Source organism: Streptomyces sp. NBC_01446, assembly GCF_026340095.1.
GTDB classification, from domain to species: Bacteria; Actinomycetota; Actinomycetes; order Streptomycetales; family Streptomycetaceae; genus Streptomyces; species Streptomyces aureus.
The window spans coordinates 207,412-227,988 of sequence record NZ_JAPEPO010000001.1 but is presented as its reverse complement, the minus strand read 5'-3'; the positions used below and the strand labels follow the sequence as shown (position 1 = coordinate 227,988).

Below are 20,577 nucleotides of genomic sequence, written 5' to 3'. Positions count from 1 at the left end.
CGGTCAGCGCGGGCGCAGGGCGGCTACGGCGAGCACCGCGGGCGCGGTGATGAGCAGGGTGAGCGAGACCAGGGAAGGCCCGCCGCTCGGCGGCGCCTTGCGGGGCGCGGGGCGGTAAGCGGGGTAACTCACCGGAGTCGGCGAGGGCTTGGGGCGCACCGTCGGCTTCGGCGCGGGCGGCGGAGGTGCCTTCACGGGTGGCGGCGGCGGAGGCGGAGGCGGTGGAGGTGGTGGAGGTGGTGGAGGTGGTGGGGGAGGAGGAGGCGGCGGCGGTGGGGGCGGTGGCTTGGGGGCCGGGGGCGGCGCGGGCTTGCGCGGCGGTGGCTTGACGGGGCCCGCCCGGCAGACGACGCCGTCCCCGGCGCGGGCTACAGCGTCCCCGCCCTTGCCGATGGAGGCGTACGCGCAGTTGTCGGCCGGGGTCAGTGCGGCCGCCGTGGCGCCGGCCGCGGGCGAGCCCATCAGCCAGGCCAGCGCGAGCGCCGCCACCACCCGTGTGACCAGGGTCGACCTGGCCCCTCTGGATCCGTACACGACGGAGATCATGGGCGGCGGGAGCCGCCGCCACGCCCCGGCCGCCGAGGATTGGTCCGAAGGTGGGGAGATGGGGGGCGCCAGGTTTGCCCGCGGCCACCGGAGCGCACGCGTGGCCCGCACCGGACGCGTCCCGCGCCCCTCGCCAGAAAGAAATTTCCGGCCGCGTTGAACACATCCGCCGTCGCCGCGCGTACCTAGGGCCATGTGCGGCCCCTTCCGGGATCGCACAACACCCAAGCAAACAGCGGGAGTTGGCAATGAACACCTGGCGGAACGCCTCACTCGTAGCCACAGCTGCGGCCCTGCTGGCGCTGACGACGGCGTGCGGTCAGGACCAGGGCGCCCAATCGCCCAACGGCCAGACCGTGGGCAACGCCGCCCCGGCGCAGGGCGGTTACGGCAACGGCGACGCGTACGGCAGCGGGGACGGCTACGGCGACGCGAAGGACGCGGGGGCCGCCAAGGCGAAGCCGGCCGGGCAGCTCGCCACCTGGGACAGCAAGAAGCTCGGCCAGGTCCTCACGGACAGCGCGGGCTTCACGATGTACCGCTTCGACAAGGACACCGCCCAGCCGCCCAAGTCGAACTGTGACGACGCCTGCCTCAAGGCCTGGCCCGTGGTGCCCGCGGACGGCGCCAAGGCCGCGCCCGGCGTCGACCAGTCGCTGCTCGGCGAGGTCACCGCGGCCGACGGCACCAAGCAGCTCACGATCGACGGCTGGCCCATGTACCGGTACGCCATGGACACCAAGCCGGGCGACGCGAAGGGGCAGGGCGTAGGGGGCGTCTGGTACGCCGCCGGGCCCGACGGCAAGAAGGCGAGTCCCGCCGCCGCGCAGCCGGCCGACCTGGCAGGTCTGTCCACACGAAAGGACCCGAAGCTCGGCGAGATCGTCGTCGACAAGAACGGAATGACCGTCTACCGCTTCCTCAAGGACTCGGCCTGGCCCATCAAGTCGAACTGTGTCGACACCTGCGCGGAGAACTGGCCTGCCGTCGCGCCCGTGGCGAAGAACGACACCAAGGGCATCCTCAAGAAGGGCTTCATGACGTACAACCGCCCCGACGGCGGCAAGCAGCAGACGATCAACTGCTGGCCGGTCTACACCTACTCCGGGGACAAGAAGCCGGGCGACACCAATGGGCAGGGCGTGGGCGGCACTTGGTACGCCGCTTCGCCCGAGGGAAAGCCCGTGGGAGCGCCCAAGTAGGGGCACCGCGTAGAGTCTGCGACGGATTTGGCGAATCGCCGGTCTGTTCCTCCCGTGATCACGCGGAGGGAACAGGCCGGTTCTTTTCCGTTGCAACAGAGAGGGTTTCGGGGTGATTTCGGATCATTGCCATTCGGCACTTGCCGGAGGCAGTGACCGAGAACGGACGGTCAATTTCCGTTTTGACTCGCTCCATTGGCGGGCGATCAGTAGCCTCAGCTCGAACACCGGCTCGCCTACGCCTTGGAGACATTGATGGAGCGTCCCGCCTGGGCCCCCCAGGGCATCGACATCTCGGTGCCCAGCGTGTCCCGGATCTACGACTACTACCTGGGCGGTTCGCACAACTTCGAGGTGGACCGGGAGGCGGCCCGCAAGGCGATGGAGTTCATGCCGGGGCTCCCGAAGATCATGCAGGCGAATCGTGCCTTCATGCGCCGGGCGGTGCGTTACGCGGTCCAGGAGGGCATCACCCAGTTCCTGGACATCGGATCCGGAATCCCCACTTTCGGCAACGTCCACGAGGTGGCCCAGGCGGCCGACTCCGAAGCGCGCGTCGTGTACGTCGACCACGACCCGGTCGCCGTCGCGCACAGCCGGGCCGTCCTCGACGGCAACGACCGCGCGGCCGTCGTGACCGCCGACCTGCGCAAGCCCCGGGAGATCCTCGCGGCACCCGAGGTCGGTGAACTCCTCGACCTGGACAAGCCGGTCGCCCTGCTCCTCGTCGCCGTCCTGCACTTCGTCGAGGACGCCGACGACCCGCAAGGCGCCGTCGCCGAACTGCGGGACGCCCTCGCGCCCGGCAGCCTCCTGATCGTCACGCACGCCATGTACGAGGGCATCCCCGTCCCCGCCGCGCGCGCCGCCGGCACGGTCGACGTGTACAAGAACATCCGCAACCCGCTGATCATGCGCTCGCGCGAGGAGATCGCGCGGTTCTTCGAGGGATACGAGATGGTGGAACCCGGACTCGTGCAGATGCCCGACTGGCGGCCGGAGAGCGCGCCCGCGGACGAGGATCCATATGCCTTCTCGGGCTGCGCCGGCGTGGGGCGCAAGGCGTGAGCGGCGAACCGGACGGGCCCGAGGACAGACTCCGCAGGTTCGCCACCATCTGGAGCCGGGCGATCTTCCCGGTGACGGCGAGCTCCCTCACCCGGGTCGAGTTCGAGAAGGAACTCATGCCGCTCGCACGGCGGTTGCGGGACGCGCTCGGCGAGCGGACCCTGGACGCGCCCGCGGCCCAGGCCGTCGGCGCGGCCCTGATCGGCGTGCACTGCACCGACCCCGAGGCGCTCACCCGCACCCTCGACGTCGTCGACGCCTACCTCGTCCTGTACTGCCGTGCCGACGAGGACCGGCGCGAGGACGAGCTGCGGGCGCGCTGCGCACGGCTCCAGCACTCGGTCGCGGCCGGCTTCGCCCAGGCACTGCGTGAGCGGACCCTCGTCGAGCAGGAGGCCATCTCCCGGGCGGCCCTGAGCGCGCGCAGCGCGGTCGCCGAGGCCCTTCACGCGAGCGAGGCCCGGTTCCGCGCGGTGTTCCACGGCGCGGCCATCGGCATCGGCATAGCCGACCTAGAGGGCACGGTCCTGGAGGCCAACGACGCGCTGGTGCGCATGTTCGGCGGCGCCGAGAACCTGGTGCGCGGCCGCAACGTCGTCGAGTGGACCCACCCCGACGACGCCCCGCACTTGTGGCGCCTGTACGAGGAGCTGGTGCGCGGCGAGCGCGAGCACTACCGCGTGGAGAAGGCGTTCTACCGCCCCGACGGCACCGCCCTGTGGACGAACCTGACCGTCTCGCTCCTGCGGGACGCCGACGGAGTGCCGCAGTACCAGCTGGCACTGGTGGAGGACACCACCGAGCGCCGCCTCCTGAACCTTCGGCTGCGTTACGAGGCCACCCACGACGCGCTCACCGGGCTCCCCAACAGGACGCTGTTCTTCGAGCGCCTGGAGAAGGCGCTCGCGGCGGGCGACGGCATGCGCTTCGGCCTGTGCTACCTCGACCTCGACGGCTTCAAGACCATCAACGACAGCCTTGGCCACGCGGCGGGCGACCGGCTCCTCGTCGAGGTCGCCGACCGGCTCCAGGGCTGCGCCACCGCGCCCGGCGAGATGGTGGCGAGGCTCGGCGGCGACGAGTTCGTCGCGCTGACCACCGGCCGTGACACCGCGGCCGAGGTCGACGACCTCGCCGGACGCATCATGCACGCGCTGTCCGCGCCCATCCGCATCGACGGGCGCGAGCTGACCGTGCGCGGCTCCATCGGCATCGTGGAGGGGCCCGCGGCGGGCGAGCGCAGTCCCGCGGAGGTGCTGCGCAGCGCCGACATCACCATGTACCGGGCCAAGTCGGCGGGCGGCAACCGCTACGAGCTCGCCGACCCCGAGGCCGACGCGCGTGCCATCACCCGCCACGGCCTCACGACCGCACTGCCCGCGGCCCTGGAGCGCGCCGAGTTCTTCATCGAGTACCAGCCGCTCGTGCACCTCGGCGACGGCAGCGTGCGCGGCGCCGAGGCGCTCGTGCGGTGGCTGCATCCGCAGCACGGTGTGCTCGGGCCCGACCAGTTCATCCCGCTCGCCGAGGACACCGGCCTCATCGTGCCGCTCGGGCGCTGGGTCCTGGAGGAGTCCGTGCGCCAGGCCCGGGTCTGGCAGGAGCGTTACGAGGACGCCGGGTCCCTGCGCATCAACGTGAACCTGTCCCCGATGCAGCTCACCCACCCGGGCCTCGTCTCCGACACCGTCGACATCCTGGAGCGCTTCGGACTCGAACCCGGCGCGCTCTGCCTCGAGGTGACCGAGTCGGCGCTGATCGGCGCCGACGACGATCTCCTCAAGCCGCTGCGGCGGCTCGCCGAGATGGGCGTGGACATCGCGCTCGACGACTTCGGTACGGGTTACTCGAACCTCGCGAACCTGCGCCGGCTCCCGGTGAGCGTCCTCAAGCTGGACCGCTCCTTCACGCAGGGCATGCAGCGGTTCCCCGCCGACCCCGTCGACCTGAAGATCGTCGAGGGCATCGTCGCGCTCGCGCACAGCCTCGACCTCTCGGTCACCGTGGAGGGCGTGGAGACGGGCGCGCAGGCCGAGCAGCTGCGCGACCTGGGCTGCGACACCGCGCAGGGCTGGTACTACGCCCGCCCCGGCCCGCCGGACCGCCTGCACGAGCTCGCCCTGTGCGACGCGACGCGGTGAGTGCCTGGTGATCCGCTGGGTGTACGCCTTCATCGACCGGCCGGAGGCGCGCTTCGGGGCGGCCTGCGACTTCTGGACGCGGGTCACGGGGACGCGGCTGTCCGCGCCCCGCGGCGACCGCGACGAGTTCGCGACGCTGCTGCCGGACGACTCAGCCGATCCGTACCTGAAGGCGCAGGCGGTCACCGGCGTCGGAGGCGCACACCTGGACCTCGCGGTGGACGACCTCGCTCGGACGGCGGACCTGGCACGCCGCCTCGGCGCGACGCCCGTTCACACGGAGGACGGCCTGGAGGTCCTGCACTCACCCGGCGGCCAGCCGTTCTGCCTGGTCCCGTGGTCCGGCGAGCACCGGCGCCCCGCCCCCGTCACGGCCCCGGACGGGTCGACGAGCCGCCTGGACCAGGTGTGCGTCGACCTGGCCCCGACGGTGTACGAGGCGGAGATCGACTTCTGGACGACCTTCACCGGATGGACCTCGGCGCCGGGCACGCTCCCGGAATTCCACACGATCCGCCCCCCGGCGGAACTCCCGGTACGCATCCTGATGCAACGCCTCACGGACGCCCGCCCCACAGGCGCCCACCTGGACCTGGCCTGCGCAGACATCGAGGCAACGCGCACCTGGCACGAATCACTGGGCGCGACGCTCCGGTCAAGGGGCGCGCACTGGCTGGTCCTGCAAGACCCATCGGAAACGGTGTACTGCCTGACGTCCAGACCCCCCAACTAACCAACAGCAACAGCCCTCAGCCCCACGACCAGGGGCGCGGAGAGCGGCGCAATCGATCAGGGGCCGGGGACCAGCGCAATCCATCAGGGGCGCGGGGACCGTCGCAAAAAACGACCACGTGCCGCACCCGCAACCCAGCCCGGACCCCCACGATCAGGGGCGCGGGGAACTGCGCAAACCCCCAAAGACGACCCGCACACAACCACCCGGCAACAACGTGTCACCGCTCCAGCAGCATCCGCTGAAGCTCCCGCGCGGCCCGAGGCGGAGCCACATCGCTGCGATGGGCCAGCGCAATGGTCCGGTGCAGCCCGGGACGGGCCAGCGGGGTCACCCGCAGATCGGCCCCCACGCGCGTCGCGACCATATGCGGCACGACGGCCACCCCGAGCCCCGCCCGCACGAACCCCAGCACCGCGTCCATCTCTCCGCCCTCCACCGCGAAATCCGGCTCGAACCCCTCCGCCCGGCACGCGGCGACGGTCAGTTCCCGCAGGTCATAGCCGTGCCGGAACATCACAAGCCGCTCACCCTCAAGATCGGAAATGCGCACGGACCGCCCCCGTCCGGGCTGCGGCGCATCCGGCGACGACACGACCACCAGATCCTCCCGCAGCAGCTCCACGGTCGTCAGCGCGGGCGCCGGCGCGGGCAGCGGCAGCACCACGAGCGCCAGGTCCAGCGCGCCGCGCGCGAGTTCGCGTACGAGGTCGTGGGAGCCGCCCTCCTCGATCATCAGGCGGATGCCGGGATACCGGTCGTGGAAGGTGCGCAGCACATCGGGCAGCAGGCCGGTGCACAGTGAGGGCGTGGCGCCGAGCCGCACCCGGCCGCTCTTGAGCTGCGCCAGCTCGTGCACCTCCTGCCGGGCCGTGTCCGCGTCGGCGAGGATGCGGCGGGCCAGCGGAAGGAGCGCCTCGCCCGCGTCGGTGAGCGTGATGTTCCCGCGGGCGCGCAGGAAGAGATCCGCGCCCAGCTCCCGCTCCAGGGACCGGATCTGCTGGGACAGCGACGGCTGGGCGACATGGACCACTTCGGCGGCCCGGGTGAAGTGCCGGGTCTCGGCGACCGCGACAAAGTACTGGAGCTGCTGGAACTGCATGACCCCCACAGTAATCGCTCGATAGCCTGTGCCTATGGAAATGAGCCGGACCATGTCTTGGACCGATCGGGTCCTTCGGCTCTAGCGTGCGTGGCATGGCTCTGGCAACACGGACGGACCGACGGCCGTCCATGACGCGTACGCTCTGGGACTCGTCCGTCGGCAAGAAGACAGTGATGGCCGTGAGCGGCCTGATCATGCTGCTCTACTTGGTCGTCCACATGATCGGCAACCTGAAGATCTTCTTCGGGTCGGGCGAGTTCAACCACTACGCCCACTGGCTGCGCACCGTCGGTGAGCCGTTCATGCACTACGAGTGGACGTTGTGGCTCATCCGCGTCGTGCTCGTGGTCGCCGTCGTCGCGCACGCCACATCCGCGTACCAGCTGAGCCGCCGCGACATCAAGGCCCGCCCGGCCAAGTACGTGCACAAGAAGGCCCGTTCGAGCTACGCCACGCGCACCATGCGCTGGGGCGGCATCATCCTCGCGCTGTTCATCGTGTGGCACATCCTCGACCTGACGACCGGCACCGTGCACCCGGGAGGCTTCCAGTCGGGCCACCCGTACCAGAACGTGATCGACACCTTCTCCACCTGGTACGGCAACGTCGTCTACATCGTCGCGATGCTCGCACTCGGCCTGCACGTCCAGCACGGCTTCTGGAGCGCGGCGCAGACCCTCGGCGTGGGCAGCGCGACCCGCGACCGCGTCCTGAAGACCATCGCCAATGTTCTCGCGCTGCTGCTCACGGCCGGCTTCATCGCCGTACCCGTGGGCGTCATGACCGGAGTGGTGAGCTGACCCATGAATTCCTACGCGGAGTACGCGACCGGTGAGCCGGTCGTCGACACCAAGGCCCCCGAGGGCCCCGTCAACGAGCGCTGGGACACCCGCCGCTTCGAGGCGAAGCTGGTCAACCCCGCCAACCGCCGCAAGCACACCGTGATCGTGGTCGGCACCGGCCTGGCCGGCGGCTCCGCGGGCGCCACGCTCGCCGAACAGGGCTACCACGTCGTCCAGTTCTGCTACCAGGACTCCCCGCGCCGCGCCCACTCGATCGCCGCGCAGGGCGGCATCAACGCCGCGAAGAACTACCGCAACGACGGCGACTCCGTCCACCGACTGTTCTACGACACGGTCAAGGGCGGCGACTTCCGCGCCCGCGAGTCGAACGTCCACCGCCTCGCGCAGATCTCCGTCGAGATCATCGACCAGTGCGTCGCGCAGGGTGTCCCGTTCGCCCGCGAGTACGGCGGCCTGCTCGACACCCGCTCCTTCGGCGGCGTCCAGGTCTCCCGTACCTTCTACGCCCGCGGCCAGACGGGCCAGCAGCTCCTCCTCGGCGCGTACCAGGCGCTGTCCCGGCAGATCGCCGCCGGGAACATCGAGATGCACGCGCGCACCGAGATGCTCGACGTGATCGTCGTCGACGGCAAGGCGCGCGGCATCGTCGCCCGCGACCTGATCACCGGGAAGATCGACACGTACTTCGCCGACGCCGTCGTCCTCGCGTCCGGCGGCTACGGCAACGTCTTCTACCTGTCGACGAACGCCATGAACTCCAACGCGACCGCCGTGTGGCGGGCGCACCGGCGTGGCGCCTACTTCGCCAACCCGTGCTTCACCCAGATCCACCCCACCTGCATCCCGCGCACCGGGGACCACCAGTCGAAGCTGACGCTGATGAGCGAGTCGCTGCGCAACGACGGCCGGATCTGGGTCCCGAAGGCCAAGGGCGACGACCGCCCGCCGAACAAGATCCCCGAGGACGAGCGCGACTACTACCTGGAGCGCATCTACCCGTCCTTCGGCAACCTCGTGCCCCGCGACATCGCCTCGCGCGCCGCGAAGAACGTGTGCGACGAGGGCAGGGGCGTGGGCCCCGGCGGCCAGGGCGTGTACCTGGACTTCGCCGACGCGATCAGCCGCATGGGCAAGAAGGCCGTCGAGGAGAAGTACGGCAACCTCTTCGACATGTACGCGCGGATCACCGCGGAGAACCCGTACGAGGTGCCGATGCGGATCTACCCCGCCGTGCACTACACGATGGGCGGCCTGTGGGTCGACTACGACCTGCAGACCACGATCCCGGGCCTGTTCGCGGTCGGCGAGGCCAACTTCTCCGACCACGGTGCCAATCGCCTGGGCGCGAGCGCGCTCATGCAGGGTCTGGCCGACGGCTACTTCGTGCTTCCGTCGACCATCAACGACTATCTCGCGCGCAACCCGCACCACGAAGAGGTGAGCGCCGGACACCCCGTCGTCCAGGAGGTGCTGGCCGAGACCGATGACCGGATCAACCTCCTCCTCGCCGTCGACGGCGACCGCACCCCCGACTCCTTCCACCGTGAACTCGGCGAACTCATGTGGGAGTTCTGCGGCATGGCCCGTACGGAAGAAGGCCTGCGCAAGGCCCTCGACCGGATCCCGCAGATCCGCGAGGAGTTCTGGCGGCGCATCAAGGTGCCGGGCACCGGCGAGGAGTTCAACCAGTCGCTGGAGAAGGCCAACCGCATCGTCGACTACCTGGAGCTCGCCGAGCTCATGTGCCTCGACGCCCTGCACCGAGCCGAGTCCTGCGGCGGCCACTTCCGCGAGGAGTCCCAGACCCCGGACGGCGAGGCCGCTCGCCGTGACGAGGAGTTCTCCTACGCGGCCGCCTGGGAGTTCACCGCCACCGGCGACGCCCCCGTCCTGCACAAGGAAGACCTCGTCTTCGAGTACGTCCACCCCACTCAGCGGAGCTACGCATGAAGCTCACCCTGCGCGTCTGGCGCCAGAAGAACGCCGACGCCGAAGGCGCCATGTCCACGTACGACGTGGACGGAATCTCCCAGGACATGTCGTTCCTGGAGATGCTCGACACGCTCAACGAGGAGCTCATCCTCAAGGGCGACGACCCCGTCGCGTTCGACCACGACTGCCGTGAGGGCATCTGCGGGGCCTGCTCGCTCGTCATCAACGGCGACGCGCACGGCCCCGAGCGGGCCACGACCTGCCAGCTCCACATGCGGTCCTTCCAGGACGGCGACACCATCGACATCGAGCCGTGGCGCGCCTCCGCCTTCCCCGTGGTGAAGGACCTCGTCGTCGACCGAACCGCCTTCGACCGGATCATCCAGGCCGGCGGCTACATCAGCGCGCCGACCGGGGCCGCGCCCGAGGCGCACGCGACGCCCGTGCCCAAGCCCGACGCGGATTTCGCGTTCGAGCACGCCGAGTGCATCGGCTGCGGCGCGTGCGTGGCGGCCTGCCCGAACGGCTCCGCGATGCTGTTCACCTCGGCGAAGGTCAACCACCTCAACGTCCTGCCGCAGGGCGCGCCCGAGCGCGAGACCCGCGTCCTCGACATGGTCGGGCAGATGGACGCCGAGGGCTTCGGCGGCTGCACGCTGACCGGCGAGTGCGCCACCGCCTGCCCCAAGGGCATCCCGCTGATGTCCATCACCAGCATGAACAAGGAGTGGCTGCGCGCCACGCGCAAGGTGGCCAAGCGCTAGCACGCGGCGCTTGCAGAAACGTCCGCCGGCAGGGGGCGGACGGGCGGGGCCGGGAGCGGTGCTCCCCGGCCCCGCTTCCGTATGCGTCGACGGCGCGCGACCGCTCGTCCTGGAGCGCGTACTCGACGGGCCGGAGACCCGCGGATGGCTGGAGCACTGCGCGCCGGCGAAGTGAAATTCCGCGAGGTGTCACGGTCCGGGATCGGCGAGGAGGGGGCCCAGCGGGCCGAGGTCCAGGTTGAGGTCGCTGCGCTGCAGACCGTGCTGCGCGCACAACTCGTCCATCCGCTCGTCGAGCAGCATCAGCGCGGTGCCGAGCCGGTCCTCCTGCTCGGCGCTGAGCGTCCCCTCGTCGAAACGGCGCACCGCCTGGCGTTCCATGAGTTGCCGCAGGAGTTCCACGACGGTCAGGACCAGGGCCGCCAGGTCGTTGGTGACCCGCTCGGGATCGAGGTCCACCGCGTGGGCGCGCGGCGCGGTCACAGCGGCCCGCTGTCCGACCAGGGCGCGGGGACCCGGTCGCTGACCGACGCCAGCAGGGCGTGCAGGGAGATCCGCACCAGCGGCACGTCGGCGATGGCCAGCACGAGGTCACCGCTGACCACGACGCCGGTCGTCAGCACCCGGTCGAGCAGGTCGACGAGCGGTACCCCGACGGGCGCGTACGGCTCCGGGCCGTCCCAGGGGACCACCGAGCGGTCCGTGGCGCCGACGACCGGCACGGTCATGCGGGGACCTCCTGGCGCGCTGCGCGCTCCACCTCGTCCAACTGGGCGAAGGAGTATGGGATCCAGGGCCCGGACATGGTGACCTCCACGGCCGAGCGGCCGACGTCGCGGGCCAGTTCACCGACGGCCCGGACAAACTCGGTGCGGCGTCCGTCGTCGACCAGATAGGCCGCGTTGAGCAGTTGCGGGACGCTCGTGCCGGTCAGCTGCTCGCTCTGCGGCCGGTGCCGCGTCGCGGCGACGGCGTAGCGCCGCAACTCCCGGTCGACGGCGTGGGCCTGCGCCAGGGTCGACTCGCGCGCCTCGCGCTCGGTGCGCCGCAGCGCGCTCGCCCGGCGCAGGTACGACCGCCCGTCGGCCGCTCCCTCCCCGGCCGCGACGCCCGCTCGCGCGGTTGCCGGACCGTGCACCTTCACCGCCCACTCCGTACGGTCGCGCAGCCGGTCCAGCAGAGCGCGCAGGGACGCCTCCCGGGCGGCCACGGCCCGTACCGCGTTGTCGTCGTCGAGATAAAGCGTCGCCATCGGCAGCGGAACGGCCGTGCCCGCGCTCGCGGCCGTCTCCACGCCGCGGTGGTGGGCCCGGGCACAACGCTCCAGCTCGTCGGGCCGGTTGAGGCGCTCCGCGAGCGCCTCCTCGCCGAAGTCCGCCGCGGGAGCGTCCTGGACGACCAGATGCAGCGGGCCCGCGGCCAGGACCCGCAGCGGACCACCGCCGTCATGGCCGGGCGTCACCGCGAGCACCTCGTCCGGCGGCGGGGTGTCCGTCACGGCGAACACGCAGGTGACCGTCGTCATTTGTCTCCCTCCGCGGTGTCGGGGTCGGCTTCCTCAAGGGCTTCGAGACGGGCGCGCAGTTGCGCGTTCTCCTCGGTGAGCGCGTCACGCGCGGCGCGCGAGGACAGCGCCGGGTCCGTCTCCCACCAGTCGATGCCCGCCTTCTTGGCGGTCTCGACCGAGGCGATGAACAGGCGCAGCCGGATGGTGAGCAGTTCGATGTCGAGCAGCTCGATCTTGATGTCGCCCGCGATGACGATTCCCTTGTCCAGGACCCGTTCGAGCAGGTCCGCGAGGCTGCCGCTGGGCGGTCCGACGGGCTGCGGATCCGCGCCCGCGGGCCAGGTGCCGAGGTCGGTCATGAGGCGCCTCCGCGGCGCCGGTGGCGTGAGGGGGCAGGCTCGCGGCGGTGCCGTCGGTCGGGCGCACCCGGCGCGGGACGGGTCGCGGCCACCGAGCTGTGACCGGTGAACCGGACCGGACTGGCGAGGCGTTGGAGCAGGCGCTCCTCCTCCTTCTCGAAGGTTGCCTCGTCGATCGCACCCTCCTCCAGGGCCCGGTTGAGTGCCGCCAGGCGTGCCCGCACCGCACGCGGGTCACCCATCTGGCGTTCGGCCTCCTCCAGCAGGTGGTCGGCGACCCAGAGGGTGCCGCGCAGCGGGGCCAGCGGCAGCAGCAGGAGCCCGCTCACGAGTCCCATCGCGTCACCGGCCGGCCGGGGCGGACGACGCGTCGACGAAGCTGTAGCAAGGCAGCGGGCCGGTCACGCTGAGGGTCAGCCGGTCGCCGACGTCGCGAGCCCGGTCGGTGAGCACCTGCCGGAAGCGGGGCTCGTCGGCGGAGCGCACCAGGAACGACGTGCTCAGCACCTGCTCGTCGTCGACCGGTCCCTGCGCCGTGCGCACGGCGAGCGGAGCCAGGCAGGCCAGAACCTCGCGTGCCGCACGCCGGGCCTCGCGGGTTACGCCTTTGGCGAGCGCCTCGCCCAGCCGTACGTTCGCCTCGTAGCCGGGGCGGTTGCGGGTCTTGCGGGCGAGCGCGCGCAGGGTCTCGTCGCGGTGTACGAGGTCGGCGAAGCAGCCGGGCACGACGGTGCCCTTCACGTTCATCTCGACGCAACCCCGCACGCTTTCCAGCTGTGTCATCAAGTGGGCCTGGTCGGTGCGCAGTTGGCCGCGAAGGGCCTCGGAGTCGGGCGTGAGGACGGCGAACTGCATGGGCAGGACCGGTCCCTGCGCGGTGAGTTCGCCGAGCACCGACTGATGGGCCATCAGGTCCCGTCGGCGCGCCCGGACCTGAGCCGGGGCGTCCGAGACCGCCGCGCACAGCCCGGCCTCGGCCAGCAGCCGCACCGCCGCGCCGTCCACTCCGGGGGCGCGCGGGGGACGCACGCCCGCGGGGGCGATGCCGTAGACGTAGAGCGTGCCGGCGGTGGTGGGGGCGGCGGTGGCCGTCACGGTCACTCCTCCTCCTCGGCCTTGCGGCGCCGGGTCCGGGGGCGGTCGTCGTCACTGCCGCGGCGGCTCGAGGAGCTGGAGGTCTTCTTCGCGGGGCTGCGGCGCCTGCGTTCCGGCTCGGCGGCGCGCTCGGAGCCCTCGTCGTCGTCCGTGTCGTCGTCCGGGGTGAGGACGTCCTTCACCTTGTCGGTCAGCGAGCGGGCGGTGCGCTTGGCGCCCGCCTTGCCGATCGTCTTGGAGACCGGCCCGCCGCCGAACAACTCGGGCACGGTCTTGGAACGCGAGTCGTGCTCGAGGTCGAGGCGGTTGCACGCTTCGGCGAAGCGCAGGTAGGTGTCTACGCTGGCGACCACGATCCGCGCGTCGATCTTGAGGATCTCGATCCCGACCAGCGAGACGCGCACGAAGACGTCGATCACCATGCCGCGGTCGAGGATCAGTTCCATCACGTCGTAGAGGGTTCCGGCGCGCGGCGCACAGACGACCTCGTCGGTGTAGACGGTCATGCGGCGGTCCTTCCGGGAGACTTGTGCGACGGCCCGGTCACTGGTCCTGGGCTCCGCGCCGGTAGCGGGAGACACGGCGGTACTGCACGAGCTCGCCCGCCGAGTCGAGTTCCACCTGGTACGTCGCGAGCAGACTGGTGGTGTCGGGGATGCGCGCCAGTTCGAGTACGTCGACGTCGACGATCCAGCCGTCGTCCTCGCCCCGGCACACCGCGGAGACCCCTTCGAGGCGGTGGCGGATCAGCTCCGTCAGCTCCTCGGCGGCGCGCCGGGCGGCCTCCCCGGCACCGTGCACGGTCCGTCGGCGTTTGGTGGACGAGGCCGTGCCACGCCGTCGCTCGTCGGCTCCGGATTCGGTCATGCACTTCACTCTTGCCGCTGGAGCCGGTGCGCGCGTGTACAGCTAGGCCATACGAGCCGGGCCCATCGTTCGAGCGGAGCTCGGGCCGCGGAGGGCGGACCGGCCTTGTGGCGCGGCGTGAGTGGTGCGGGGGAAACCCGCAGGTGGCCGCCGCACTGCGCGCCGGCGAACTGACAGGTGCGGCTTGAGCCGTTCAACAACCTCACACCCGCGCGCTCTACGCCGGTTACTCGACGGTCAGTCGGCATCGGAAGAACAGGGGCGGCGGACCGCACGACACCGCTCAGCGGCCCCCGCCTCGCCGCCCCGGCCCGTGACCAGGAGAGAGCCATGAACGGCGTTTCCACGCTCGACCGTCCCCCGCAGCCCGCGGCGCCCACCCGCTACAGCGTCTCACTCGCCCGCGACGAGGCCGACGTGCGTGCCGCGCAGCGGCTGCGGCACGACGTCTTCGCGGGCGAGATGGGCGCCCTGCTGACCACCCCGCATCCGGGCCTCGACGTCGACGCCTTCGACGCGTACTGCGACCACCTGCTCGTCCGCGACACGGTCACCGGGCAGGTCGTCGGCACCTACCGGCTGCTGCCGCCGGAGCGGGCCTCCGTCGCCGGACGACTCTACTCGGAGGGCGAGTTCGACCTGACGTCCCTCGACGGGATCCGGCCAGGCCTCGTCGAGGTCGGCCGCTCCTGTGTGCACCCCGACCACCGGGACGGCGCCGTCATCGGCCTCATCTGGGCCGGGATAGCCCGCTACATGGTCGACCGCGGCCACGAGTGGCTGGCCGGCTGCTGCTCCATCCCGCTGGCCGACGGCGGCGCCCTCGCGGCGGGTACCTGGGACCGCGTGCGGACCAAGTACCTGGCTCCCGAGGAGTACCGCGTACGACCGCTGCTGCCCTGGGACGCGGAGGGTGTGGAGTTCCCCGCCCGCACCGATCTCCCGCCGCTGCTGCGCGGCTACCTCCGCCTCGGCGCCTGGGTGTGCGCGGAGCCGGCCCACGACCCGGACTTCGGAGTCGCCGACCTGTACGTGCTGCTGTCGATGCGCCGGGTCAACCCGCGCTATCTGCGGCACTTCCTCTCCCTCGCCCCGGTCTGATGAGCGTCTGGCTGCCCAGCGCGCCCTGCACCCCGAAGGCATGCGTGGAGCCGGCGGGGTCCACGTCGGCCGTGCCCCGGGCCGTGCTGCGGATAGCGGCGGTCGTGGTCCTGGTCCTGGCCGGGATCGCGCTGTCACCGTTCGGCGGGCGGATCCCCGCCGGACTCGTCGGGCGGTGGTGCCGGGCGATCGCGTGGGCCGTAGGGGTCCAGGTCCGCGTCACCGGCACCGCCGCCGCCACCGGCGGTCTGCTCCTGGTCGCCAACCACATCTCCTGGCTGGACATCCCGCTGCTCGGCGCCGTGCGCCCGGCACGGATGCTCGCCAAGATGGAGATAGGGCGGTGGCCCCTGGCCGGGCCGGTGGTCGCGCGCAGCGGCGTCCTGTTCATCGAGCGGGACCGGCTGCGCGCCCTCCCCGACACGGTCGCCCGCATCGCCGAGGCGCTGCGGGCCGGCTCCGCGGTCGTCGCGTTCCCCGAGGGCAGCACCTGGTGCGGCCACGCGCAGGGGCACTTCCGGCGCGCCGTCTTCCAGGCCGCGCTGGACGCGGGGGTCCCGGTCCAGCCGGTCCGCGTCCGGTACCGGCTCGCCGACGGGGCGGCCAGCACCGCTGCCGCGTTCGTCGGCGACGACACGCTGCTCGCCTCGCTGTGGCGGGTGGCGTCGACACGGGGGCTGGTGGCCGAGGTCGAGATACGGGACGTGATCCCGCCGGGCTCTCACCTCGACCGCCGCTCACTGGCCCGGGCCGCCGAGGCGGGGACGACGGGCCGGCCCCGCCGGCCCAGCACCGAGCTGGTGGCCTGAGACCCCACCGGAAGGGGTTCCGGCGAACTGCGGTGCGGTATCGCGCCCCTTCAGGGGCGCGGGGCCGGGCCGATATGCGGCTCCGCCGCGATGAGGGTCCCCCTGTTCGAGCGGAGCCGAGAACTTGGGGGAGCCGACCACCCACCGACGGCCCGCGGATTCATGGCCGCGCGTCCAACGGAGCGCCTGGCGGGAAGGCACGGGCGAGATAGGGAGCCGTAGCGCTCCCGCTCGCCCGCGCCACCTCCGTCGGCGGCCCCGCGGCGACGATCCGACCACCCGCGTCGCCGCCGCCCGGCCCCAGATCGATCACCCAGTCCGCGCCCGCGACCACCGCCATGTCGTGCTCGACGACCACCACGGTGTGCCCGGCGTCGACGAGCCCGTGCAACTGCCGCATCAGAACCTCGACATCGGCCGGATGAAGACCGGTCGTCGGCTCGTCGAGCAGGTACAACGTGTGACCGCGGCGCCCGCGCTGCAACTCGCTCGCCAGCTTGATGCGTTGGGCCTCCCCGCCGGACAGCTCGGTGGCCGGCTGCCCGAGCCGCAGATAGCCGAGCCCCACGTCGAGCAGCGTGCCGAGGCTGCGCGCCACGGCCGGCGTGTCCGCGAAGAACTCCGCCGCGCTCTCCACCGTCAGATCGAGGACCTCGGCGATCGTCCGCCCCCGGTAGGTGACTTCCAGCGTCGCGGCGTTGTAGCGCGCGCCGCCGCAGTCCGGGCAGGGCGCGTACGTGCTCGGCAGGAAGAGGAGCTCGACGCTGACGAAGCCCTCGCCCTGGCAGGTCTCGCAGCGGCCCCCGGCCACGTTGAAGGAGAACCGCCCCACGCCGTACTTGCGGGCCTTCGCCTCGTCGGTGGCCGCGAACACCTTCCGTACGACGTCGAACAGGCCCGTGTACGTGGCGAGGTTGGAGCGCGGCGTGCGCCCGATCGGCTTCTGGTCGACGACCACGAGGCGGCCCACGCCCTCCAGTTCCTCCGTGATCGAGCCGATGAGCGTGGACTTCCCGGACCCTGAGACACCGGTGACGGCCGTGAAAGTGGACAGCGGCACGTCCACCGACACGCCGCGCAGATTGTGCCGGGTCACCGGGCCGACCTTCAGCCGGCCGCGCGGCTCCCGCACCGTGCGCACGGGCATCCTCTCGCGGCCGAAGAGGAAGCGCGCCGTCGCCGAGTCCGCGACGGACGCCAGATCCGCGACGGGACCGCTGTGCAGGACACGGCCGCCGTGCTCGCCCGCGAGCGGGCCGACGTCGACGAGCCAGTCGGCCTTGCGGACGACATCCATGTGGTGCTCGACGACGAACACCGAGTTGCCGGCCGCCTTGAGCCGGTCGAGGACCGTGAGGAGCGACTCCGTGTCGGCCGGGTGCAGGCCCGCCGACGGCTCGTCGAGCACGTAGACCACGCCGAAGAGGCCGGAGCGCAACTGAGTTGCCAGGCGCAGGCGTTGGAGCTCGCCCGCGGAGAGCGTGGGTGTGGCGCGGTCCAGGCTGAGGTAGCCGAGGCCGAGTTCGGTGACGGTGGCGATGCGGGCCAGCAGATCGCCGGTGAGGACCCGCGCGGTCTCCGAGGCGTCGCCGGGGGCGTCGAAGATCTTCGCGAGGTCCGCGAGCGGCAGATGCGCGAGATCCGCGATGGTGCGGCCGCCGAACGTCACCGCGAGCGACTCGGCCCGCAGCCGCGCCCCGCCGCACACCGGACACGGCGCGCTGTCGAGGAACCGCTCGGCCCTCGTGCGGAGCGTCTGGCTCTTGGAGTCCGCGAACGTCTTGAGGACGTAGCGGTTCGCGCTCATGTACGTGCCCTGGTAGGGGCGTTGGATCTGGCCCGCGTCCCGCACGGGGTGCACGGTGACGACGGGCTGGTCGTCCGTGAACAGGATCCAGTCCCGTTCGTCCTGCGGCAGTTCACGCCACGGCCGGTCGACGTCGTACCCGAGCGCGTCCAGGACGTCGCGCAGGTTCTTGCCCTGCCAGGCACCCGGCCACGCGGCGATCGCGCCCTCGCGGAGGGAGAGGGACGGGTCGGGCACGAGCAGCGCCTCCGTCGTGCGGTGCACCACGCCGAGCCCGTGACACTCGGGGCACGCCCCGGCCGCCGTGTTCGGCGAGAAGGCGTCCGAGTCGAGCGGGTCCGCGCCGGGCGGGTAGTCGCCCGCCCGCGAGAACAGCATGCGCAATGAGTTCGAGAGCGTGGTGACGGTGCCGACGGAGGAGCGGGACGTGGGGGAGGAGCGGCGCTGCTGCAGCGAGACGGCCGGCGGAAGGCCGGTGATCTCGCCGACCTTGGGGGCGCCCACCTGGTGGATGAGACGGCGCGCGTACGGGGCCACGGACTCGAAGTAGCGGCGCTGCGCCTCGGCGTAGATCGTCCCGAAGGCGAGAGAGGACTTCCCGGAACCGGAGACCCCCGTGAACACGGCGAGCACGTCGCGCGGGATGTCCACGTCGACGGCCCGCAGATTGTGCTCACAGGCACCCCGCACGCGGACGAACGGATCGTGAGGGGGCTCGTGCATGGGGCGGGCTCCGTACGGCGGCTCGGATGTGGCGTCAGCTGGGGGCAGGAGGGCAAACCCCACGATTCTAGGCCGCGCCCAGGCCCGCGACCCGGGCGAGCCGCCGGAAGGAGTCCAGGAGTCCGTCCCGGTCGTACGAGCTGGTCGTGACCAGGACCTCCTGCGCGCCGCTCTCCTTGATCAGGGTCTCCAGCTCGTCCGCGACCTGGTCCTCGGTGCCCGCGATGTGGCCGCGCAGCCCGGACTCGTAGAAGTCCCGCTCCTTCGCGGTCATCGTCAGCGCCTCCACGCGCTCGGCGGGCGCCAGCGGCGGGAACGTGCCGTGGGTGCGGGAGTACGCCATCGACCAGGCCTCCGGGATCAGCAGGCGCTGGGCCGCCTCCGGCGTCCCGGCGACCGCGACCGTCCCCGAGACGACGACGTACGCTTCGCGCGCCCACGCGGACGGCCGGAACGCCGCGCGGTAGTGGTCGATGCCGCGCAGCATCTTCTCGCGGTTCCTGAGGTCGCCGATCACCATCGGGAGTCCGGCCTCGGCGGCGATCGTCGCGCCCTCGCCCATGGCCAGCACGAACGGCGGGACCGTCAATCCGTCCGAGGGGCGTGCCCGCACGCCGGTCGCGGAGGTGCCGCGGAAGAACGCGAGCAGTTCGGCGAGCTGCCCGGCGAAGTCGTCGGCGTCGTCCTTGTCCCGGCCGAGCGCCTTGCGCACCCCGCCGGTGAAGCCCACCGAACGGCCGAGGCCCATGTCGATCCGGCCGGGGAACAGCGACTCCAGGACCCCGAACTGCTCGGCCACCACCAGGGGTTGATGGTTGGGCAGCATCACGCCGCCGGTGCCGACCCGGATGGTGCGGGTGGCGGCGGCGACTGCCGCGGCGAGCACGGTCGGTGCGGACCCGGCGACGCCCGGCACGCCGTGGTGCTCCGCCACCCAGACGCGGTGATAGCCGAGCGCGTCGAGCTCCCGCGCGAGGCGCACGGTGTCGCGCAGCGCCTCGGGTCCGTCGTACCCCTCACGGGTGCGCGAACGGTCGAGGACGGAGAACCGGGTCGATGCGATCACTGAGCTCACACACTGCTCAACGCCTGTGCCGCGCCAGGATTCCCTACGCTTGGCGTGTGATCGACAACAGCAGACCGCTCGCCAGACCCCTCGCCGTGTTCGACCTCGACAACACCCTCGCCGACACGGCCCACCGCCAGCGCTTCCTGGAGCGCACCCCGCGCGACTGGTCGGCCTTCTTCGCGGCCGCGCCCGATGATCCGCCGCTCGCGCGCGGCGTCGAGCTGGCGCTGGAGAGCGCCCGCGAGTGCGAGGTCGTCTACCTCACGGGCAGGCCGGAGCGGTGCCGCGCCGACACCGTGGCCTGGCTCGCCGAACAGGGCCTGCCCGAAGGGCGCGTCTGGATGCGCCGTAACGACGACCGCAGGCCCGCGCGCCGCACCAAACTGGAGACGCTGCGCGCGCTCTCCCGCGGCCGCGAGGTCCGCATGCTGGTCGACGACGACGAGCTCGTGTGCGACGAGGCCGAACGGGCGGGCTTCACCGTCGTACGCGCCCGGTGGGCGAGCGGGTCCGAGGCGCTCAAGGACGCCCAGGAGCGCGAGGGCCGGACCTGAGCGGACCCGGCACGTGGGCTCAGGACCGGACCTGAGCGGACCCGGCGCTCACGCGCACGCTCAGGCCTCGTCCTCCAGTCGGAAGCCGACCTTCAGGCCGACCTGGTAGTGCTCGATCTGCCCGTTCTCGATGTGGCCGCGTACCTGGCACACCTCGAACCAGTCCAGGCCGCGCAGCGTCTGCGAGGCGCGGGTGATGCCGTTGCGGATGGCCTGGTCGACTCCCTCGTGGGAGGTGCCGACGATCTCTGTGACCCGGTACGTGTGATCGGACATGAAGGCCTCCTCGGCCCGTGCGGTGGACGTCTCTCCACGGTGCCTCAGGTCACCGCGGACCGCGAGCGAGAGGGCAGATGCTCGACTTACCGGCCGTCACCCCCTTGACCGTTCGA

General features: G+C 71.8%; 23 protein-coding genes. 10 read left to right on the top strand and 13 right to left on the bottom strand.

The window, feature by feature from the left end; all coding sequences use genetic code 11:
- Positions 1-3: 3 nt before the first annotated feature.
- Positions 4-534, bottom strand: coding sequence for a hypothetical protein (locus OG456_RS01035; protein ID WP_266556258.1), 531 nt, complete (start codon positions 532-534; stop codon positions 4-6).
- 260 nt (positions 535-794) lie between these two features.
- Here OG456_RS01035 and OG456_RS01030 point away from each other — a divergent pair, with 260 nt between their 5' ends.
- From OG456_RS01030 to OG456_RS01015, 4 genes are all read left to right on the top strand, one after another.
- Positions 795-1,748, top strand: coding sequence for an SCO0930 family lipoprotein (locus OG456_RS01030; protein WP_266556256.1), 954 nt, complete (start codon positions 795-797; stop codon positions 1,746-1,748).
- Positions 1,749-2,003: 255 nt separating this feature from the next.
- Positions 2,004-2,816, top strand: coding sequence for an SAM-dependent methyltransferase (locus OG456_RS01025; RefSeq protein WP_266556254.1), 813 nt, complete (start codon positions 2,004-2,006; stop codon positions 2,814-2,816).
- The gene (locus OG456_RS01020; protein WP_266556253.1) at positions 2,813-4,957 is read left to right on the top strand and encodes a bifunctional diguanylate cyclase/phosphodiesterase; all 2,145 of its coding nucleotides are present in this window, start codon (positions 2,813-2,815) and stop codon (positions 4,955-4,957) included. The genes OG456_RS01025 and OG456_RS01020 overlap by 4 nt, the downstream gene beginning before the upstream one ends.
- A gap of 7 nt (positions 4,958-4,964) precedes the next feature.
- A complete protein-coding gene (locus tag OG456_RS01015) occupies positions 4,965-5,690 on the top strand; it encodes a VOC family protein (RefSeq protein WP_323136274.1) in 726 nt (241 codons plus the stop codon).
- Between the two features lie 220 nt (positions 5,691-5,910).
- On the opposite strand, the gene OG456_RS01010 is transcribed toward OG456_RS01015, so the two are convergent.
- On the bottom strand, positions 5,911-6,792 hold the full coding sequence (locus OG456_RS01010; protein ID WP_266556252.1) for a LysR family transcriptional regulator: 882 nt from the start codon (positions 6,790-6,792) through the stop codon (positions 5,911-5,913).
- A 131-nt stretch (positions 6,793-6,923) separates the two neighbouring features.
- Here OG456_RS01010 and OG456_RS01005 point away from each other — a divergent pair, with 131 nt between their 5' ends.
- Genes OG456_RS01005 through OG456_RS00995 form a run of 3 tightly spaced genes read left to right on the top strand, consistent with a single transcriptional unit; the run spans position 6,924 to position 10,294 of the window.
- Positions 6,924-7,595, top strand: coding sequence for a succinate dehydrogenase (locus OG456_RS01005; protein WP_266568970.1), 672 nt, complete (start codon positions 6,924-6,926; stop codon positions 7,593-7,595).
- Positions 7,596-7,598: 3 nt separating this feature from the next.
- Entirely contained in the window at positions 7,599-9,548 is a 1,950-nt protein-coding gene (locus OG456_RS01000) for a fumarate reductase/succinate dehydrogenase flavoprotein subunit (protein WP_266556250.1), read from the top strand.
- Positions 9,545-10,294, top strand: coding sequence for a succinate dehydrogenase/fumarate reductase iron-sulfur subunit (locus OG456_RS00995; protein ID WP_266556248.1), 750 nt, complete (start codon positions 9,545-9,547; stop codon positions 10,292-10,294). The genes OG456_RS01000 and OG456_RS00995 overlap by 4 nt, the downstream gene beginning before the upstream one ends.
- A 189-nt stretch (positions 10,295-10,483) precedes the next feature.
- Here the strand turns inward: OG456_RS00995 and OG456_RS00990 are convergent, their stop codons facing one another.
- Genes OG456_RS00990 through OG456_RS00955 form a run of 8 tightly spaced genes read right to left on the bottom strand, consistent with a single transcriptional unit; the run spans position 10,484 to position 14,122 of the window.
- Entirely contained in the window at positions 10,484-10,777 is a 294-nt protein-coding gene (locus OG456_RS00990) for a gas vesicle protein K (protein WP_266556246.1), read from the bottom strand.
- A complete protein-coding gene (locus OG456_RS00985) occupies positions 10,774-11,022 on the bottom strand; it encodes a gas vesicle protein (RefSeq protein WP_266556244.1) in 249 nt (82 codons plus the stop codon). Before OG456_RS00985 ends, OG456_RS00990 begins: the two co-directional genes overlap by 4 nt.
- Positions 11,019-11,819, bottom strand: a complete 801-nt coding sequence (locus OG456_RS00980) for a GvpL/GvpF family gas vesicle protein (RefSeq protein WP_266556242.1) — start codon at positions 11,817-11,819, stop codon at positions 11,019-11,021. The genes OG456_RS00985 and OG456_RS00980 overlap by 4 nt, the downstream gene beginning before the upstream one ends.
- Complete coding sequence (locus tag OG456_RS00975) at positions 11,816-12,160, bottom strand: gas vesicle protein (RefSeq protein ID WP_266556240.1); 345 nt, start codon at positions 12,158-12,160, stop codon at positions 11,816-11,818. The genes OG456_RS00980 and OG456_RS00975 overlap by 4 nt, the downstream gene beginning before the upstream one ends.
- Positions 12,157-12,498, bottom strand: coding sequence for a gas vesicle protein GvpG (locus OG456_RS00970; RefSeq protein WP_266556238.1), 342 nt, complete (start codon positions 12,496-12,498; stop codon positions 12,157-12,159). The genes OG456_RS00975 and OG456_RS00970 overlap by 4 nt, the downstream gene beginning before the upstream one ends.
- A 4-nt stretch (positions 12,499-12,502) precedes the next feature.
- The gene (locus OG456_RS00965) at positions 12,503-13,261 is read right to left on the bottom strand and encodes a GvpL/GvpF family gas vesicle protein (RefSeq protein ID WP_266556236.1); all 759 of its coding nucleotides are present in this window, start codon (positions 13,259-13,261) and stop codon (positions 12,503-12,505) included.
- Positions 13,258-13,761: a gas vesicle structural protein GvpA gene (locus tag OG456_RS00960; protein WP_266556234.1), complete on the bottom strand. Its 504-nt coding sequence runs from the start codon at positions 13,759-13,761 to the stop codon at positions 13,258-13,260. The genes OG456_RS00965 and OG456_RS00960 overlap by 4 nt, the downstream gene beginning before the upstream one ends.
- A 37-nt stretch (positions 13,762-13,798) precedes the next feature.
- Positions 13,799-14,122: a gas vesicle protein gene (locus OG456_RS00955; protein WP_266556232.1), complete on the bottom strand. Its 324-nt coding sequence runs from the start codon at positions 14,120-14,122 to the stop codon at positions 13,799-13,801.
- A gap of 330 nt (positions 14,123-14,452) precedes the next feature.
- On the opposite strand from OG456_RS00955, the gene OG456_RS00950 reads away from it, so the two are divergent.
- Complete coding sequence (locus OG456_RS00950) at positions 14,453-15,223, top strand: GNAT family N-acetyltransferase (RefSeq protein WP_266556230.1); 771 nt, start codon at positions 14,453-14,455, stop codon at positions 15,221-15,223.
- Positions 15,223-16,032, top strand: a complete 810-nt coding sequence (locus tag OG456_RS00945) for a 1-acyl-sn-glycerol-3-phosphate acyltransferase (protein ID WP_266556228.1) — start codon at positions 15,223-15,225, stop codon at positions 16,030-16,032. Before OG456_RS00950 ends, OG456_RS00945 begins: the two co-directional genes overlap by 1 nt.
- Before the next feature lie 160 nt (positions 16,033-16,192).
- On the opposite strand, the gene OG456_RS00940 is transcribed toward OG456_RS00945, so the two are convergent.
- On the bottom strand, positions 16,193-18,562 hold the full coding sequence (locus OG456_RS00940) for an excinuclease ABC subunit UvrA (RefSeq protein WP_266556226.1): 2,370 nt from the start codon (positions 18,560-18,562) through the stop codon (positions 16,193-16,195).
- A 67-nt stretch (positions 18,563-18,629) separates the two neighbouring features.
- Entirely contained in the window at positions 18,630-19,637 is a 1,008-nt protein-coding gene (locus OG456_RS00935) for an LLM class flavin-dependent oxidoreductase (protein ID WP_266556224.1), read from the bottom strand.
- A gap of 47 nt (positions 19,638-19,684) precedes the next feature.
- Here OG456_RS00935 and OG456_RS00930 point away from each other — a divergent pair, with 47 nt between their 5' ends.
- Positions 19,685-20,185 (top strand): HAD family acid phosphatase, encoded by a 501-nt coding sequence (locus OG456_RS00930; protein ID WP_266556222.1) that lies wholly within the window; start codon positions 19,685-19,687, stop codon positions 20,183-20,185.
- A 60-nt stretch (positions 20,186-20,245) separates the two neighbouring features.
- Here the strand turns inward: OG456_RS00930 and OG456_RS00925 are convergent, their stop codons facing one another.
- Positions 20,246-20,461: a dodecin gene (locus tag OG456_RS00925; RefSeq protein WP_266556220.1), complete on the bottom strand. Its 216-nt coding sequence runs from the start codon at positions 20,459-20,461 to the stop codon at positions 20,246-20,248.
- Positions 20,462-20,577 lie beyond the last annotated feature (116 nt).

Coding starts and splice junctions, on each gene's coding strand:
- OG456_RS01030 (WP_266556256.1), top strand. CDS start 795: ATGAACACCTGGCGGAACGCCTCACTCGTAGCCACAGCTGCGGCCCTG.
- OG456_RS01025 (WP_266556254.1), top strand. CDS start 2,004: ATGGAGCGTCCCGCCTGGGCCCCCCAGGGCATCGACATCTCGGTGCCC.
- OG456_RS01010 (WP_266556252.1), bottom strand. CDS start 6,792: ATGCAGTTCCAGCAGCTCCAGTACTTTGTCGCGGTCGCCGAGACCCGG.
- OG456_RS01005 (WP_266568970.1), top strand. CDS start 6,924: ATGACGCGTACGCTCTGGGACTCGTCCGTCGGCAAGAAGACAGTGATG.
- OG456_RS01000 (WP_266556250.1), top strand. CDS start 7,599: ATGAATTCCTACGCGGAGTACGCGACCGGTGAGCCGGTCGTCGACACC.
- OG456_RS00995 (WP_266556248.1), top strand. CDS start 9,545: ATGAAGCTCACCCTGCGCGTCTGGCGCCAGAAGAACGCCGACGCCGAA.
- OG456_RS00985 (WP_266556244.1), bottom strand. CDS start 11,022: ATGACCGTGCCGGTCGTCGGCGCCACGGACCGCTCGGTGGTCCCCTGG.
- OG456_RS00980 (WP_266556242.1), bottom strand. CDS start 11,819: ATGACGACGGTCACCTGCGTGTTCGCCGTGACGGACACCCCGCCGCCG.
- OG456_RS00975 (WP_266556240.1), bottom strand. CDS start 12,160: ATGACCGACCTCGGCACCTGGCCCGCGGGCGCGGATCCGCAGCCCGTC.
- OG456_RS00970 (WP_266556238.1), bottom strand. CDS start 12,498: ATGGGACTCGTGAGCGGGCTCCTGCTGCTGCCGCTGGCCCCGCTGCGC.
- OG456_RS00960 (WP_266556234.1), bottom strand. CDS start 13,761: ATGACCGTCTACACCGACGAGGTCGTCTGTGCGCCGCGCGCCGGAACC.
- OG456_RS00955 (WP_266556232.1), bottom strand. CDS start 14,122: ATGACCGAATCCGGAGCCGACGAGCGACGGCGTGGCACGGCCTCGTCC.
- OG456_RS00950 (WP_266556230.1), top strand. CDS start 14,453: ATGAACGGCGTTTCCACGCTCGACCGTCCCCCGCAGCCCGCGGCGCCC.
- OG456_RS00945 (WP_266556228.1), top strand. CDS start 15,223: ATGAGCGTCTGGCTGCCCAGCGCGCCCTGCACCCCGAAGGCATGCGTG.
- OG456_RS00940 (WP_266556226.1), bottom strand. CDS start 18,562: ATGCACGAGCCCCCTCACGATCCGTTCGTCCGCGTGCGGGGTGCCTGT.
- OG456_RS00925 (WP_266556220.1), bottom strand. CDS start 20,461: ATGTCCGATCACACGTACCGGGTCACAGAGATCGTCGGCACCTCCCAC.